This window comes from Aeromonas sp. s2, from assembly GCF_040907935.1.
Lineage (GTDB): Bacteria > Pseudomonadota > Gammaproteobacteria > Enterobacterales > Aeromonadaceae > Aeromonas > Aeromonas dhakensis.
The window spans coordinates 51,401-67,242 of the sequence record NZ_JBFOCR010000013.1 but is presented as its reverse complement, the minus strand read 5'-3'; the positions used below and the strand labels follow the sequence as shown (position 1 = coordinate 67,242).

Here is a 15,842-nt window from a genome sequence, read left to right as displayed (position 1 = left end):
GCATGTTTCTCTATATCCTGCGTCGCATCAATCTGCTGCTCATCACCCTGCTGGCGCTGACCTTCGTCGCCTACCTGCTGGACGTGCGCCTCATCGGCCAGCAAGCCAGCTTCTGGAGCGGCTACCCCGACTTCCTGCGCCGCATTCTGGACGGGGATCTGGGGCTCTCCAGCGTCTCCGGCCTGCCGGTGCTGGACGAGATCCGTCACTACTTCCCCGCCACCCTGATCCTCTGCGGGGCGGCCTTCGCCATCTCGCTGCTGGTGGGCATCCCGCTCGGCACCCTGGCAGCCCTCTCCCAAGGTAAGCCGCTCGATCTCACCATCATGACCGCCGGCCTCATCGGTTACGCGGTGCCTGTGTTCTGGCTGGCGCTGCTGGTGGTGATGTTCTTCTCGCTGGAGCTGGGCTGGCTGCCCGCCTCGGGCCAGATAAGCCTGCTCTATGACGTGCCCTCCATCACCGGCATCGCCCTCATCGACGTGCTGATGAGCCACGAGCCCTGGCGCCAAGCCGCCCTGCACGACGCCCTGCGCCACCTGATCCTGCCCTCGCTGGTGCTGGCGGTGGTGCCCACCACCGAGGTGATCCGCCACGTGCGCAGCTCCCTCATCGACGTGATGAAGCAGAACTACATCAAGGCGGCGGCCAGCCGCGGCCTCTCCCGTCGCCAGATCGTCTGGCGCCACGGTCTCAAGAACGCCCTGCCGCCGGTGCTGCCGCTGCTGGGCCTGCAGCTGGGCAGCGTGCTCACCTCCGCCATGATCACCGAGGTGGTGTTCGAGTGGCACGGCATCGGCCGCTGGCTCATCAACAGCATCGCCCTGCAGGACTACGCCGCCATCCGCGGCGCCACCCTGGTGGTGGCCAGCTTCGTCATCTTCATCAGCGTCAGCACTGAGCTGCTCACCACCATCATCTACCCGGCGCGGCGCAAAGAACTCTATGCAAAACAAGACTGAACGTGCTCATGGCATGACCCGGAGCCAGGAATCCTATGCAAGACAAGACTAGCCTCTACCCCGAGCTCAAGATCCTCTCGCCGCTGGAGCAGACCTGGGCCTCCTATCGCCGCAATCCGCTGGCGATGGCAGGGCTCTGGTGCTTCGTGATCCTGCTGCTGATCACCCTGCTTGGCCCGCTGGTGGTGCCCTACGGCATCGACGAGCAGCACAGCTCCCGCCTGCTGCTGGCCCCCTCCTGGGCCAACAGCGGCAACATCGACTACTTCCTCGGCACCGACGATCTGGGGCGCGACATCCTCTCCCGGCTGGTAGTCGGCGCCAGGCTCACCTTTGGCAACGCCCTGCTGGTGGTGGTGATCGCCATGGTGGTGGGCACCGCCATCGGCATCCTCGGCGGCATGAGCAAGGGGCTCAAGTCGAGCGTGCTGCACCACCTGCTCGATACCCTGCTCTCCATCCCCTCCCTGCTGCTGGCCATCATCATGGTCGCCATCCTGGGGCCGGGTCTGTTCAACACCCTGATCGCCATCACCCTGGCGCTGATCCCTCCCTTCATCCGGGCCACCTACAACGCGGTCCACACCGAGATGCAGAAGGAGTACATCATCGCCAGTCGGCTCGACGGCTCGCCCCCCTTGCGCATCATGCGCCTCGCCATTTTGCCGAACATAGTCGAGACCCTGGTGGCCCAGACCACCCGCACCCTGTCGGCGGCCATCCTCGACATCTCGGCGGTGGGTTTTCTCGGCCTCGGCGCCCAGTCACCGCAACCGGAATGGGGCGCCATGCTGGCGGACTCGAGCGATCTAATCTATCTCGCCCCCTGGACCGTGACCCTGCCGGGCATGGCCATCCTGTTCAGCGTGCTGGTCACCAACCTGGTTGGTGAAGGCATTCGCGAAGCACTCAAAGAGGGGAACGACTGATGCAACGCTCTGTGCCCAAGATAGGCATGCTCACCCTTGTCCCCCGCCAATTCCTGTACGGCGTGCAGGTCAACCCATCGCTGGTTGGCGAAGGCATTCGCGAAGCACTCAAAGAGGGGAACGACTGATGCCGCTGCTCGACATACGCAACCTCACCATCGAGATCGACACCCCGCAGGGCAAGGTCAAGGCGGTGGACAAAGTGAGCCTGACCCTGGCCGAGGGGGAGATCCGCGGCCTGGTGGGAGAATCCGGCTCCGGCAAGAGCCTGGTGGCCAAGGTGATCGTCGGCATCCAGAAGGACAACTGGACGGTGCGCGCCGACCGGATGCGCTTCAACGACATGGACCTGCTGACCATGGCGCCCCGCGAGCGGCGCCGCATCATGGGCCGCGAGATCGCCATGATCTTCCAAGACCCCATCAGCTGTCTCGACCCCTCCGAGGAGATCGGCACCCAGCTGGAAGAGGCGATCCCGACCGACTCGTTCGAGGGACAGTTCTGGCAGCGCTTCCAGTGGCGCAAGAAGAAGGCCATCGCCTTGCTGCACCGGGTCGGCGTCAAGGATCACCGCAAGGTGATGCGGGCCTACCCTCACGAGCTGTCGGACGGCATGTGCCAGAAGGTGATGATCGCCATGGCGATTGCCAACCAGCCGCGCCTGCTGGTGGCGGACGAGCCCACCAGCGCCATGGAGTCCACCACCCATTCGCAGATCCTGCGGCTGCTGGACAAGATGAACAAGCTGGGCAACACCACCATCCTCATCATCAGCAACGACATCGCCGCCATCGCCAACCTGACCGACACCATCAACGTGATGTATTGCGGCCAGATGGTGGAGGTGGGCACCCGGGAGCAGATCCTGGAGACCCCGCACCACCCCTACACCGATGCGCTGCTCAAGTCGATCCCCGACTTTGACAAGCTGGTGCGCCACAAGTCGCGCCTCGAGACCCTGCCCGGCGTCATTCCGCCGCTGCAGCACCTGCCCATCGGTTGCCGGCTCGGCCCCCGCTGCCCCTACGCCCAGAAGCAGTGCGTGCAGACACCGCTGATGAGCAAGATCAAGGGGCACCAGTTCAGCTGCCACTTCCCGCTGAACATGGAAGAGCCCAAGAAGTGACGTCAATTTCGTATCAGTGCGTGACAGCGAGCCCTGTCACCAAGGAGTCAGGACAGTGATCGAACCCTCTCTGCTGCAGGTCCGGGGCCTGTGCAAGACCTATCAGAACCGCACCGGCCTGTTTCGACGCCGGGCGGTGGAAGCCATCAAGCCGCTCTCCTTTGATCTCGAGGTGGGCCAGACCCTGGCCATCGTCGGCGAGGCCGGCTCCGGCAAGAGCACCCTGGCCCGCATTCTGGCGGGCATGATAGAGCCGAGCGGTGGCGAGATCGCCATCGAGGGGCAGCCGATGATCCACGGCGACTATCAGACCCGCTGCAAGCTGCTGCGGATGATCTTCCAGGACCCCAACTCCTCCCTCAATCGCAAGATCCGGGTCGGCCAGATCCTGGAGACGCCGCTGCGCCTCAACACCGAGATGACCGAGGAGGAGCGCCGCGACAAGGTGATACAGACCCTGCGCATGGTGGGCATGCTGGCGGATCACGCCCTCTTCTACCCGCAGATGCTCTCCGCCGGCCAGCAGCAACGGGTGGCGCTGGCGCGAGCGCTGATCCTCAACCCCAAGATAGTCGTGGCCGACGAGGCGCTCTCTACCCTGGATATCTCGGTGCGCTCGCAGATCATCAACCTGCTGCTGGAGATGCAGGAGACCATGGGGCTCAGCTATGTGCTGGTGGCCAACGATCTGGGGGTGGTGAGCCACATCAGCGACGAAGTGCTGGTGATGCACGAAGGGCGGGTGGTGGAGCGCGGCAAGACCCTCAAGGTGTTCGCCGATCCCCAGCACGAGGTGACCCGCCGCCTCATCCAGAACTACGACAACGAATACCGCCGCTGAGCCCTGCCCGGCGGCCTGCCGCCGGCCCTTTCCCGCCTTTCCGCTGCCCCGAAAATGAGACAAAAAAATCCCGGCTCAGGGGCCGGGAATTGCGCTCAAAAATAAATGCGTCGCTCGTAGTAGGAACGCTGCAATGGTAGGCAGCCCCCTTCGCGTCAACAACTGTCAGATCTGACAGGAAGACCGCTATGGAACCTGAACTGCGGATCCGGCGAGCGGATCAGCTCCGCCTCCACCTGGCCGAAGAAGGCTACCCGCTCGCTGATGTCCTCCCCCGCATACTGCTCGGCCAGCGCCAGATAATCCTGATAGTGGCGCGCCTCTGAGCGCAGCAGGGAGACGTAGAAGCGACCCAGTTCCTCGTCCAGATGGGGTGCCAGCTTGGCAAAACGCTCGCAGGAGCGAGCCTCTATGTAGGCGCCGATGATCAGCTTGTCGACTATGGTGGCGGGCTCGTGGGTGCGCACGTGCTGCATCAGGTTGCGCGCATAGCGGGAGGCGGTCACCGGGCCGTAGGGGATGTCGCGGGCCTGCATGATCTCCAGCACCTGCTCGAAGTGGTGCAGCTCCTCCTGAATGAGCCGCACCATGGGAAACAGCAGCGGATTGCGAGAGAGCTCCTCGAACACGGTGCGATCGGTCTCTCCCATGGTCCGCTTGCCCAAGATCTCGGCCTTCTCCGGAATGGCGTCCAGCTCCCGATAGAACTCCAGCTTGGGCAGCAGATGGCGCTTGCCCTTGGGCAGACAGTAGCGGCGCACCAGGCTGTGGGCGGTGAGTGCGGCCTTGTTCTCACAGTTGGCGTGATCGATGAGCAGGGTCGGCAGCTGGGCGGGATCCCGCGCCATCTCGATCCACGCATCCGGGGTCTCGCAGTGCAAAAACTGGCGCACGGGGGCTAGCAGGTCATCCATCTGAACTCTCGTCTGGTCGGGTTGATACGGCGGCGGCCCATGCTAGCGGATCCCGCCGCCACTGCCCATAGCTGCGGCTACAAACGCTGCTTTTTCAAGCAGATGCAGGGCCCTTTTCGGCGAGCGGAAACAACAATGGGGGCCTTGGCCCCCATCTCGTTGCAACACCTCAGCGTGGAAAACGTTTAACTGCCTTCGTTAAAAATTTCCAGGTTGCTGGTGCCTTCCTGCCACTCGCGCACCGCCTTGTTGTCATCGCTGCGCATGGCGTTGAGGTGGTCGAGGTAGGACTGATCCACGTCGGAAGTGACGTAGTGGCCGTTGAACACCGAAGTCTCGAAGTGACGCAGCTCGGGGTTGATCTCCCGCACCGCCGCTTCCAGATCTTCCAGATCCTGGAAGATGAGGCCATCGGCACCAATCAGTTTGCACACCTCTTCCACTTCCCGGCCATGGGCGATCAGCTCGTTGGCGGTGGGCATGTCGATGCCGTAGACGTTGGGGAAGCGAATTTCCGGCGCCGCCGAGGCGAAGTAGACCTTGGCGGCCCCCGCTTCACGGGCCATCTGGATGATCTGCTCGGAGGTGGTGCCGCGCACTATGCTGTCGTCCACCAGCAACACCTTCTTGCCCTTGAACTCGGAGCTGATGGCGTTGAGCTTGCGACGCACCGACTTCTTGCGCTGGGTCTGGCCCGGCATGATGAAGGTACGGCCGATGTAGCGGTTCTTCACGAAGCCCTGACGGTACGGCAGATCCAGGGTGTGGGCGATTTCCAGCGCCACGTCGCAGGAGGTCTCGGGGATGGGGATGACCACGTCCACGTCGAGATCTTCCCACTCGCGGGCGATCTTCTGACCCAGCTTGCGACCCATGTTGAGGCGGGCGGCATAGACCGACACCTTGTCGATGCACGAATCAGGGCGAGCGAAGTAGACGTACTCGAAGATGCAGGAGCTCATCTGCGGGTTCTCCGCACACTGCTCGGAGAAGAGCTGGCCCTGCTCGGTGATGTAGATGGCCTCGCCCGGGGCGATGTCGCGCACCGTCTCGAAACCGATGGCATCGAGCGCCACGCTCTCGGAGGCGAGCATGTACTCCACCTGCCCCTGCTCGTCGACCCGGCGACCCAGGATCAGCGGGCGAATGCCGTTGGGATCGCGAAAGCCGATGAGGCCATGGCCAATCACCAGGGAGACCACCGCATAGGCACCGCGGATCTGCTGATGCACCTTGCGCACCGCAGCGAAGATGTCCTCCGGTTGCAGGGCCATCTTGTCGCAGCGATCCAGCTCGTGGGCCAGCACGTTCAGCAGCACTTCGGAATCCGAGGTGGTGTTGATGTGGCGGCGGGCCACCTTGAACTGCTGCTCCTTGAGCTCCTTGGCGTTGGTGAGGTTGCCGTTGTGGGCCAGCACCATGCCGTAGGGAGAGTTCACGTAAAAAGGCTGGGCTTCAGCGGCACTGGAGCTGCCTGCGGTGGGATATCTGACATGTCCTATGCCGATATGCCCTTTCAGGCGCTGCATGTGACGCACTTCAAACACGTCCTTCACCAGGCCGTTGGCCTTGCGTTGCCGGAAGTTTCCACTGTCAATGGTCACGATCCCGGCGGCATCCTGTCCCCTGTGCTGCAACACCGTCAAGGCGTCGTAGAGGGCCTGATTGACGGGGGTGGTGCCAACTATACCGACAATACCACACATGTCTTTGCTACCTCGAAGTCACTATACCTGTTTAAGAAAACTGGACGAGTTCAGCATGAACCCGAAGAACCACTGGATGACCGGCTTGAACTCGGGCACCAGCTTGGATGCCACCCACCAGTCGCTCTGGGAGAGGCTGGTGAAGGTATCCATGAAAAAAAGCAGGGCACTGACGATCAGTACCCCGCGAATTGCGCCAAAACAGATGCCGAGCACCCGGTCGGTGCCGGACAGCCCCGTCTTGTCTACCAGCAGGCCCACCACGTAGTTGACCACGCTGCCCAGGATCAGGGTCGCCACGAACAGGGCGGCGATGGCCAGGCCATTGCGCACCAGGGGATCGCTGAACGAGGTGAAATAGACGGCTAGATCGGGATAGAAATGGCTGGCGATGAAGAAGGCGACGAACCAGGTGACAAGAGACATGGCCTCCTTGACGAAGCCGCGCACCAGGCTGATGAGAGCAGAGAAACCGACGATGCCGATGATGGCGTAATCAATCCAGACCATAGAAAAAGATGTCCTGCGAAATTGCGGCGCAGTCTAACAAAAACGATTGCGCAATGCTTGATAAAATTGTGTTACATGTTCAAAGAGGCGCTGGCAACGCAGATTTATTCACGATTAAAACGGTTGACCGGCGCCAGAATGCACAACGCCATGGCATGCCATGGCGTTGTCGTCTGCAATGAGCGCTTACCCGATGTGGGTCAGGCCGCCCATGTAGGATTGCAGCGCAGCCGGGATGGCGATGCGGCCATCTTCCTGCTGGTAGTTCTCCAGCACCGCCACCAGGGTGCGACCCACCGCCAGGCCAGAGCCGTTCAGGGTGTGCAGCAGCTGCGGCTTGCCGTCGATGCGCACGCGAGCCTGCATGCGGCGTGCCTGGAAGTCGGTGCAGTTGGAGACGGAGGAGATCTCGCGATAGGTGTTCTGGGCCGGCAGCCACACTTCCAGATCGTAGGTCTTGGCAGCGCAGAAGCCCATGTCACCGGTAGAGAGTGCCATCACGCGATACGGCAGTTCCAGCAGTTGCAGTACCTTCTCGGCGTGACCCACCATCTCTTCCAGCGCGTCCCAGGATTTTTCCGGGTGCACCAGCTGTACCATCTCGACCTTGTCGAACTGGTGCATGCGGATGAGACCGCGGGTGTCACGGCCGTAGGAGCCCGCTTCGGAGCGGAAGCAGGGGCTGTGGGCGGTCATCTTGATGGGCAGTTCCTGCTCGTCGAAGATCTCGTCGCGGGCCATGTTGGTGAGCGGCACTTCGGAGGTCGGGATCAGGGAGAACTTGCGTACCTTGCCCTCTTCTTCCCCTTCCCCTTCGATGCCGGTATTGAAGAGATCCTGAGAGAACTTGGGCAGCTGACCGGTGCCGTACAGGCTGTCCGGGTTGACCAGGTAGGGCACGTAGCACTCGGTGTAACCGTGCTGCAGGGTGTGCAGGTCCAGCATGAACTGGGCCAGGGCGCGGTGCAGGCGGGCGATCTGGCCCTTCATCACCACGAAACGGGAACCAGAGAGCTTGACGCCGTTCTTGAAGTCAACGCCCTTGGCCGCTTCACCCAGATCGATGTGATCGCGCACCTGGAAACTGAACTCGCGCGGGGTACCCCAGCGACGCACTTCCACGTTGTCGTTCTCGTCACGACCGACCGGAGTGGTGTCGCTCGGCAGGTTGGGGATGGCGTCGGCGATGGTCTTCAGCTCGGCCAGCAGGGCATCCAGCTCGACCTTGCTGGTCTCGAGCTCTTCGTTGATCTTGGAAACGATGGCCTTGAGCGGGGCAACATCTTCGCCGCGACGGGCAGCCTCACCGATGGATTTGGAGCGGGCGTTGCGCTCGGCCTGCAGCTCCTGGGTACGGGACTGCAGATCCTTGCGTTTCTCTTCCAGAGCATTGACAGCCGCTACGTCCAGAGCGTAGCCACGTGTCGCCAGACGAGCGGCGGCATCGTCGATGTCGCTGCGCAGATATTTGGGATCCAGCATGGTTTACCTACTTTTTTAAAATGGGATCTGGGCCTGAGTCATCATGACGGGCTGGGAAACAGATCCGGAAGTTAACATCGGTTGGCACACCCCTGTCGTCTTTTTGCATCGGGCCAACAAGAGCAAGCCTTCGAAATCAAGAAGATGGCACCAGGCCAAGACAAGCGGGGTCAGAGGGGCAGTGTATCAGACCGCCCCCCCGCCCGAACAGGGACTATTGTGCCCGTTTTGCCCTGTTTTCCGGGGGATGACGACCTGGATCAAATCGGCTGACCAATTAACGTGCAATCGGCCCGAATTGGTCAGGCAGAGGCGCGGTCACTCCCCTGCCCCGGCCGATTATTTCTCCCGCTGGCGCGGGCTCTGCTTGTCCAGTTCGTGCAGGTAGTCGAGCTTCTGGCCGATCTGCTTCTCAAGGCCGCGATCGGTGGGCTGATAGTACTGCTTGCCAGCCAGCTCAGGCGGGAAGTACTGCTCGCCGGCGGCATAAGCACCGGGCTCGTCGTGGGCGTAACGGTACTCGGCGCCATAGCCCAGCTCGCTCATCAGCCTGGTCGGCGCGTTGCGCAGGTGCGGCGGCACCTCGAAGTCCGGCAGGTTTTTGGCATCATGAAGCGCCGCCTTCCAGGCGGTATAGACCGCATTGCTCTTGGGGGCGCAGGCGAGATAGACGATCGCCTGGGCGATGGCCCGCTCCCCTTCCGCCGGGCCGATGCGATGGAAGCAATCCCAGGCCGAGAGCGCCACCTGCATGGCACGGGGATCGGCGTTGCCCACGTCTTCCGAGGCTATCGCCAGCAGCCGGCGCGCAATATAGAGCGGATCGCAACCGGCGCTCACCATGCGGGCATACCAGTAGAGCGCCGCATCCGGTGCCGAGCCGCGAATGGACTTGTGCACCGCCGAGATGAGGTCGTAGAAGTGATCGCCGCCCTTGTCGAAACGGGCCACGTGCTCCCCCACCACGGCGGCGAGCAATGTGCTGTCGATCACCCGCGCCCCGGTACTGTCGGTTTCGGCCATGTCGGCCAACAGCTCCAGATAGTTGAGGGACTTGCGCCCGTCCCCATCCACGGCTTTCGCCAGCGCCTCCTTCACCCCGGGGGCGAAGGCGAGGCTCGGGTCGTTGAGGCCACGGGGGTCCTGCATCGCCTGATCGATCATGGCGAGGATATCCAGCTCCTCCAGCCGTTTGAGCAGATAGACCCGGGCCCGGGAGAGCAGCGCGTTGTTCAGTTCGAACGAGGGGTTCTCGGTGGTGGCGCCGATGAAGGTGATGGTGCCGTCTTCGATGTGGGGCAGGAACACATCCTGCTGGCTCTTGTTGAAGCGGTGCACCTCGTCCACGAAGAGGATGGTGCGCACCCCGCGCCAGCTGTTCTCCTTGGCCTTGTCGATGGCGGCGCGGATCTCCTTGATGCCGGAGGTCACCGCCGAGAGCCGCTCCACCTCGGCCTGGCAGTAGTGGGCAACCAGTTCTGCCAGCGTGGTCTTGCCGGTACCGGGAGGGCCCCACAGGATCATGGAGTGACAGTGGCCCGCCAGGATCGCCTTGCGCAGCGGTTTGTCGGGCCCGAGGATATGTTGCTGACCTATGTACTGCTCGAGGGTTTGCGGCCGCATCCGGGCCGCCAGCGGACGAAAGTCCGACGAGAAATCCAGCGATAAATTGCTCATCTGCATTGACCGTCAGGAAGGGTGCAGGCCGCCGTTGCCGGGCGGCCTGCCAATAAAGCCAGCGCCTGCTTGCGCATCAGCGCTGATCGTCCAGTGCGACCCCCGCAGGCGTCTTGAAGACAAATTCGTTGCCCTTGAGCGCCGGCTTGCGGTTGAAGTTGCTCAGGGTGAACTCGCTCCACTGCCCCTGGGCCTCTTTCACGTCGAAGCGGTTGATGTTGTTCTGACGGTCGAAGGTGATGCGAAAGGAGGCGATCAACTCGTCCTGGTTGCGGCTGGTGACTGTGTAGACATCCCCCTGCTGGGTCACGTCGTAGTTCTTCCAGAGCGAATCGTCGTTGCCGGCGATCAGCACGAAGGGGGTGTTGAGCACCGCATCCTTCATCTTGAGCGCGGTGACCTGCTCGACGAAGGGATCGTAGATCCAGACATCCTTGCCATCGGCCACGATCAGGCTCTCGTCCGGCGTGGTGGTGTGCCAGTTGAACCGGTTGGGACGCTGCACCAGCAGGGTACCGCCGGCACGCTGCAGCTCCTTCCCCTTGCTGTCATAGACCACCTGGGCGAACTTGGCGGAGAAGAGGCTCACTCCCGCCAATTTCTGCTTGAGATCGCTGGCCGCATCGGCCCACGCCTGGCTGCTGGCCACCAGCAGCACTGTGCCCATCAACAGTTGTTTTTTCATCACGCTTTTCATAACGGCTATCTCGATAAAAGGCCACGCCCGCAGAGGGCATGGCCAGGATGATAGAGGGGTGAGCCTTAGTCCCGCACCGGCGGCGGGGCCAGCACGTCGCGCTGACCATTGCCGCCCGGGGCGCTGACGATGCCCTGGTTTTCCATCTGCTCGATGAGACGGGCCGCCCGGTTGTAACCAATCTTGAACTTGCGCTGCACGCTGGAGGTGGAACCGCGGCGCGACTCCACCACGAAGGCCACCGCCTCGTCGAACAGGGGGTCGAGCTCTTCGTCGTCACCACCGCCATATTCGCCGCTGCCGCCCTCGCCGCCGGATTCACCGGAGAGGATCTCCTCGATATAGTTCGGCTCGCCGCGCAGTTTCCAGTCCGCAACCACCTTGTGTACCTCGTGGTCATCGACAAAGGCGCCGTGCACCCGGGTCGGGTTGGAAGTACCGGCCGGCATGTAGAGCATGTCGCCCATGCCGAGCAGGGATTCGGCGCCGCCCTGATCGATGATGGTACGGGAGTCGATCTTGCTCGACACCTGGAACGAGATACGGGTCGGGATGTTGGCCTTGATGAGACCGGTAATGACATCCACCGACGGACGCTGGGTCGCCAGGATCAGGTGAATACCGGCTGCCCGCGCCTTCTGGGCGATACGGGCGATGAGCTCCTCCACCTTCTTGCCGACGATCATCATCATGTCGGCAAACTCGTCCACCACCACCACGATGTGGGGCAGTTTTTCCAGCTCAGGCGGCATCTGGTCCATGGAATCGCCCGGACGCCACAGCGGATCCAGCAGGGGTTCCCCTTCCTCGATGGCCGCCAGCACCTTGTCGTTGTAGCCCTTGAGGTTGCGCACCCCGACCGCCGACATCAGCTTGTAGCGACGCTCCATCTCGCCCACGCACCAGCGCAGGGCGTTGGCGGCGTCCTTCATGTCGGTCACCACCTCGGTCAGCAGATGAGGGATCCCTTCGTAGACCGACAGCTCCAGCATCTTGGGGTCGATCATGATGAAGCGCAGATCGTCCGGCGTCGACTTGTAGAGCATGGAGATGATCATGGTGTTCACCCCCACCGACTTACCGGAGCCGGTGGTACCGGCCACCAGCAGGTGGGGCATCTTGGCCAGGTTCACCACCACGGGTTCGCCGGCGATGTCCTGACCCAGGCCCATGGTGAGCGGGTTGCGGCTGCCCGAGAACGCCTCGCAGTCGAGGGTCTCGCGCAGGTAGACGGTCTGACGCACCCGGTTGGGCAGCTCGATCCCCACATAAGTCTTGCCCGGGATCACCTCCACCACCCGCACGCTGCTGGCCGACAAAGAACGGGCCAAGTCGCGGGAGAGGTTGGTGATCTTGCTCGCCTTCATGCCGGGCGCCAGATCCAGCTCGAAGCGGGTGATGACGGGGCCCGGATAGACGCCCACCACCTTGGCCTGCACGTTGTAGTCGGCGAGTTTCGCCTCCACCAGCCGGCCCATGCGCTCCAGCTCGTCCTTGCTCATCATCTGGGTCTTGGCGGGCGGACGGTCCAGCAGCTCGATGCTCGGCAAGGGGGGCAGCCCTGGTTGCAGGCGGCGCTTGGGCTTGCCAGGAGTTGGGGCAGCCGGTGCAGGCGCCTCCTCATCCCCTTCGGCCCAGGGCAAGTCGAGATCATCGTCCTCGTCATCGGCCGTCACCAGCGCGGGCTGACGACGGGCGCCGGCTGCGGCGGCCCGTTTGGTGCGGGTAACCGGCGCAGGCTCATCATCGTCGTCGTCAAACTGCGGATCGAACTGGAAGGTATCCTCGTCGAGCTCGGGCAGCCACTCCTCGGACTTGGCCTTCTGGCCCTTGGCGGCCGCCTTCTCCTTGGGACGACGGGTCCAGCCGGTGTGCGGCTCATCCTCCTCGTCGTCACCCAGCTCGATGGCACCCACGCCCCCTTCCAGCAGGGGATCCGGCCCCTCGTAACGGGGCTGGCGCCAGCCACCGGTGAGCCAGCGGCCCAGGGTGGCAGGAAAGTGATAAACGGCGCTGACCGAACCGGTGCAAGCGGCGCCGATCCGCTCGACGATGGTCAACCAGGACCAGCCGGTAAACAGGGTGATGCCGGTGGCCACGAAGCAGAGCAGCAGCAGGTTGGCCCCAACGCCGCCAAACAGCGGCACCACGGCGGAGGAGATGACGTCCCCCACCAGGCCGCCGGCGGAGAAATTCTGCAGGTCATTGAAGTTCATGCTGGCGATGGCGGACATACCGAGCACGGTCAGGATGAAACCGACGATGCGCACCGACAGGGTGAGGTAGTCCACATCGAGCAAGCGGCTCGGGCGCCAGAACAGGCTCCAGCCAAGCAGCACGACCAGGGGGGGCACCAGGTAGGAGAAAGCCCCGAAGGTAAACATGGTGATATCGGCGAGCCAGGCCCCCGCGCTGCCGGCGAGGTTCTTCACCTCCCCTTGCCAGGAGGTCTGGGACCAACCGGGATCGGCGGGGTGGTAGGACAACAGGGCAAGCAAGAGATAGGCAGCCATCAGGGTGATGGCGATCAAGACGGCTTCGAAGATCCGTTGTGTACCTGATAAAGGAGTAAACAGCTTTTTATCGGCCAAACTCCGGCTCCTTTCTGAAAACATGTAATGCAGGGGGATAAGGGGGCCTAGTATCCCTGAAAAGCCCACCGGTTGTCAGCCAGTGCCCGATGTGCCGACCGTATTCACAACCGGCACGATAAGAAGAAACGAGCGGACCGGCCGCTCGTTTCTGAATGTCGTGACTTGTCGCAAGGCTGGCAAGCCACAGCATAACCCAACTCAACGGGTGCTGATCACCAGCCGACTGCTCTGTTTGACCTCTTCCATCACCACGTAGGTGCGGGTGTCGTTGACGCCGGGCAGACGCAGCAGGGTTTCCCCCAGCAGGCGGCGGTAGGCCGACATGTCGCTGACTCGGGTCTTGAGCAGATAGTCGAAATCGCCGGAGACCAGATGGCACTCCTGGATCTCTTCGAGCACCTGAACAGCCTTGTTGAACTGTTCAAATACATCCGGGGCACCGCGATTGAGGGTGATTTCCACGAATACCAGCAGAGACGCATCCAGATAATGAGGGTTCAGAATGGCGGCATATCCTTCGATATACCCTTGTCGCTCGAGGCGACGAACCCGTTCCAGACACGGTGTGGGACTCAGGCCAACACGTTTGGACAACTCAACGTTCGAAATTCTGCCATCCTTTTGCAGCTCATTCAGAATGTTGCGGTCAATCCTGTCCAAATCCTTTAGCCGACTCTTAGCTTCCATCATTTATTCCATCCTTTGGCTATTTTTTGGTAAGAATCACCAGTCATTTTATAATTATGGTCACAAATCCTGTCAATACCTGAATATGCTAGGCGCAAATGTTGCTGAAAACGAGCGCAACACAAAACACCAATCGATAGTCGAGGGATAGCATGATTATCGGTGTACCTGAAGAAATAAAAAACCATGAATACCGCTTAGGCATGGTTCTGGCCAGTGTACGTTAACTAACAGCACGAAACCATACCGTTTTCGCCCAAAGCGGCGCAGGAAGCGGCAATGAGTTTGCCAATGCAGATTATCACGCTGCCACTGCTGCTATTTTGTCCTGCCTCGCCGAGCTTTTAGCCAGGGCAGAGTCACCACAACCATTAGCCAGGGCCGCCAAGCCGGCAGCCGCCCTCTCGTGTTTCCCTCCTTCTTATAGATGTACGTCCCGCCCACGGCGGGCCCCATTGCGCCAGAAGCTGTCAATCCTGGCGAGCTTGTCTCCATGTGAGCGGGGTCTGGTTCACTTGTGCCGGCAATCAGGACGCACGAGCCCCACTCCTCTTGTTGTCGGCCGTGGGGCCACCAGGCATTGCTCGCCCGGGCCCATGACGACAGCCAGGGACAACCCGTGACAAGAGAGCGCTTCCCCTTCATGAAGGGCCTTGAGGCCGATTGATGCAATCGACGCACTGGCCTTTGACCCCATATCACGAATTACCTACAATCGCGCAAACTCATCACGTCTCGGAAATCACATCATGAGCCAAGTCACTCATAGCAAACTGCTGATCCTGGGCTCCGGCCCGGCTGGTTACACCGCGGCCGTCTACGCCGCCCGTGCCAACCTCAATCCGCTGCTCATCACCGGCATGCAGCAAGGCGGTCAGCTGACTACCACCACCGAAGTGGAGAACTGGCCCGGTGACCCCGAGGGTCTGACCGGTCCGGCCCTGATGGAGCGCATGAAAGAGCATGCGGAGAAGTTCGATACCCGCATCCTGTTCGATCACATCAATGAAGTGGAGCTGACCCAGCGTCCGTTCCGCCTCAAGGGCGACAACGGCGAATACACCTGTGATGCGCTGATCATCGCGACCGGCGCCTCCGCCAAGTACCTGGGCCTGCCTTCCGAAGAGGCCTTCAAGGGCCGTGGCGTCTCCGCCTGCGCCACCTGTGACGGCTTCTTCTATCGCAACCAGGAAGTGGCCGTGGTCGGCGGTGGCAACACCGCCGTGGAAGAGGCACTCTATCTGGCCAACATCGCCAAGAAGGTGCACCTGATCCATCGCCGCGACGAGTTCCGCGCCGAGAAGATCCTGATCAAGCGCCTGCACGACAAGGTCGCCAGCGGCAATATCGTGCTGCACACCCACCAGACCCTGGACGAAGTGCTGGGTGACGACATGGGGGTGACCGGTGTGCGCCTGCGCAACACCCAGAACGATACCACCCAGGATCTGCCGCTGATGGGGGTATTCATCGCCATCGGTCACCAGCCCAACACCCAGATCTTCGACGGCCAGCTGGAGATGCAGAACGGCTATCTGAAGGTGCGTGGCGGCCTGGACGGCTTTGCCACCCAGACCAGCATCGAAGGGGTTTTTGCCGCCGGTGACGTGGCTGACCACACCTACCGTCAGGCCATCACCTCCGCCGGTACCGGCTGTATGGCCGCCCTCGATGCAGAGCGTTATCTGGACGCGCAATAAGCACAAGGGATATAAAA

General features: G+C 62.0%; 14 protein-coding genes. 6 read left to right on the top strand and 8 right to left on the bottom strand.

What is annotated here, in order from left to right:
- Positions 1-2: 2 nt before the first annotated feature.
- Genes AB5Y81_RS10740 through AB5Y81_RS10720 form a run of 5 tightly spaced genes read left to right on the top strand, consistent with a single transcriptional unit; the run spans position 3 to position 3,858 of the window.
- Positions 3-962, top strand: coding sequence for an ABC transporter permease subunit (locus AB5Y81_RS10740; RefSeq protein ID WP_005300071.1), 960 nt, complete (start codon positions 3-5; stop codon positions 960-962).
- Between the two features lie 35 nt (positions 963-997).
- The gene (locus AB5Y81_RS10735) at positions 998-1,891 is read left to right on the top strand and encodes an ABC transporter permease subunit (protein WP_005300069.1); all 894 of its coding nucleotides are present in this window, start codon (positions 998-1,000) and stop codon (positions 1,889-1,891) included.
- Positions 1,891-2,019 (top strand): hypothetical protein, encoded by a 129-nt coding sequence (locus AB5Y81_RS10730; RefSeq protein ID WP_264082790.1) that lies wholly within the window; start codon positions 1,891-1,893, stop codon positions 2,017-2,019. The genes AB5Y81_RS10735 and AB5Y81_RS10730 overlap by 1 nt, the downstream gene beginning before the upstream one ends.
- The gene (locus AB5Y81_RS10725; protein ID WP_005300065.1) at positions 2,019-3,017 is read left to right on the top strand and encodes an oligopeptide/dipeptide ABC transporter ATP-binding protein; all 999 of its coding nucleotides are present in this window, start codon (positions 2,019-2,021) and stop codon (positions 3,015-3,017) included. The genes AB5Y81_RS10730 and AB5Y81_RS10725 overlap by 1 nt, the downstream gene beginning before the upstream one ends.
- Before the next feature lie 55 nt (positions 3,018-3,072).
- A complete protein-coding gene (locus AB5Y81_RS10720; RefSeq protein WP_005300064.1) occupies positions 3,073-3,858 on the top strand; it encodes an ATP-binding cassette domain-containing protein in 786 nt (261 codons plus the stop codon).
- 155 nt (positions 3,859-4,013) lie between these two features.
- Here the strand turns inward: AB5Y81_RS10720 and miaE are convergent, their stop codons facing one another.
- The 8 genes from miaE to lrp form a co-directional block, all read right to left on the bottom strand.
- Complete coding sequence (miaE, locus tag AB5Y81_RS10715) at positions 4,014-4,772, bottom strand: tRNA-(ms[2]io[6]A)-hydroxylase (RefSeq protein WP_017765509.1); 759 nt, start codon at positions 4,770-4,772, stop codon at positions 4,014-4,016.
- A gap of 185 nt (positions 4,773-4,957) precedes the next feature.
- On the bottom strand, positions 4,958-6,478 hold the full coding sequence (purF, locus tag AB5Y81_RS10710) for an amidophosphoribosyltransferase (protein WP_005300060.1): 1,521 nt from the start codon (positions 6,476-6,478) through the stop codon (positions 4,958-4,960).
- A gap of 21 nt (positions 6,479-6,499) precedes the next feature.
- Positions 6,500-6,988: a CvpA family protein gene (locus AB5Y81_RS10705; protein WP_005300057.1), complete on the bottom strand. Its 489-nt coding sequence runs from the start codon at positions 6,986-6,988 to the stop codon at positions 6,500-6,502.
- Between the two features lie 186 nt (positions 6,989-7,174).
- Entirely contained in the window at positions 7,175-8,470 is a 1,296-nt protein-coding gene (gene serS, locus AB5Y81_RS10700; RefSeq protein WP_010634209.1) for a serine--tRNA ligase, read from the bottom strand.
- A gap of 339 nt (positions 8,471-8,809) precedes the next feature.
- Entirely contained in the window at positions 8,810-10,153 is a 1,344-nt protein-coding gene (locus tag AB5Y81_RS10695; RefSeq protein ID WP_041204618.1) for a replication-associated recombination protein A, read from the bottom strand.
- 70 nt (positions 10,154-10,223) lie between these two features.
- Positions 10,224-10,832, bottom strand: a complete 609-nt coding sequence (gene lolA, locus AB5Y81_RS10690) for an outer membrane lipoprotein chaperone LolA (protein WP_094696614.1) — start codon at positions 10,830-10,832, stop codon at positions 10,224-10,226.
- 77 nt (positions 10,833-10,909) lie between these two features.
- Positions 10,910-13,435 carry a DNA translocase FtsK 4TM domain-containing protein gene (locus tag AB5Y81_RS10685; protein ID WP_368146648.1) on the bottom strand — a complete coding sequence of 842 codons (2,526 nt, stop codon included), beginning with the start codon at positions 13,433-13,435 and terminating at the stop codon, positions 10,910-10,912.
- 201 nt (positions 13,436-13,636) lie between these two features.
- The gene (gene lrp, locus AB5Y81_RS10680; protein WP_005300047.1) at positions 13,637-14,128 is read right to left on the bottom strand and encodes a leucine-responsive transcriptional regulator Lrp; all 492 of its coding nucleotides are present in this window, start codon (positions 14,126-14,128) and stop codon (positions 13,637-13,639) included.
- Between the two features lie 746 nt (positions 14,129-14,874).
- Here lrp and trxB point away from each other — a divergent pair.
- A complete protein-coding gene (trxB, locus tag AB5Y81_RS10675) occupies positions 14,875-15,825 on the top strand; it encodes a thioredoxin-disulfide reductase (RefSeq protein ID WP_024941340.1) in 951 nt (316 codons plus the stop codon).
- Positions 15,826-15,842: the final 17 nt, after the last annotated feature.

Bases quoted from the DNA above. Each gene is read 5' to 3' on its own strand.
- miaE (WP_017765509.1), bottom strand. From the start codon at position 4,772: ATGGATGACCTGCTAGCCCCCGTGCGCCAGTTTTTGCACTGCGAGACC.
- purF (WP_005300060.1), bottom strand. From the start codon at position 6,478: ATGTGTGGTATTGTCGGTATAGTTGGCACCACCCCCGTCAATCAGGCC.
- AB5Y81_RS10730 (WP_264082790.1), top strand. From the start codon at position 1,891: ATGCAACGCTCTGTGCCCAAGATAGGCATGCTCACCCTTGTCCCCCGC.
- lolA (WP_094696614.1), bottom strand. From the start codon at position 10,832: ATGAAAAAACAACTGTTGATGGGCACAGTGCTGCTGGTGGCCAGCAGC.
- AB5Y81_RS10740 (WP_005300071.1), top strand. From the start codon at position 3: ATGTTTCTCTATATCCTGCGTCGCATCAATCTGCTGCTCATCACCCTG.
- AB5Y81_RS10705 (WP_005300057.1), bottom strand. From the start codon at position 6,988: ATGGTCTGGATTGATTACGCCATCATCGGCATCGTCGGTTTCTCTGCT.
- trxB (WP_024941340.1), top strand. From the start codon at position 14,875: ATGAGCCAAGTCACTCATAGCAAACTGCTGATCCTGGGCTCCGGCCCG.
- lrp (WP_005300047.1), bottom strand. From the start codon at position 14,128: ATGATGGAAGCTAAGAGTCGGCTAAAGGATTTGGACAGGATTGACCGC.
- serS (WP_010634209.1), bottom strand. From the start codon at position 8,470: ATGCTGGATCCCAAATATCTGCGCAGCGACATCGACGATGCCGCCGCT.
- AB5Y81_RS10725 (WP_005300065.1), top strand. From the start codon at position 2,019: ATGCCGCTGCTCGACATACGCAACCTCACCATCGAGATCGACACCCCG.
- AB5Y81_RS10695 (WP_041204618.1), bottom strand. From the start codon at position 10,153: ATGCAGATGAGCAATTTATCGCTGGATTTCTCGTCGGACTTTCGTCCG.
- AB5Y81_RS10735 (WP_005300069.1), top strand. From the start codon at position 998: ATGCAAGACAAGACTAGCCTCTACCCCGAGCTCAAGATCCTCTCGCCG.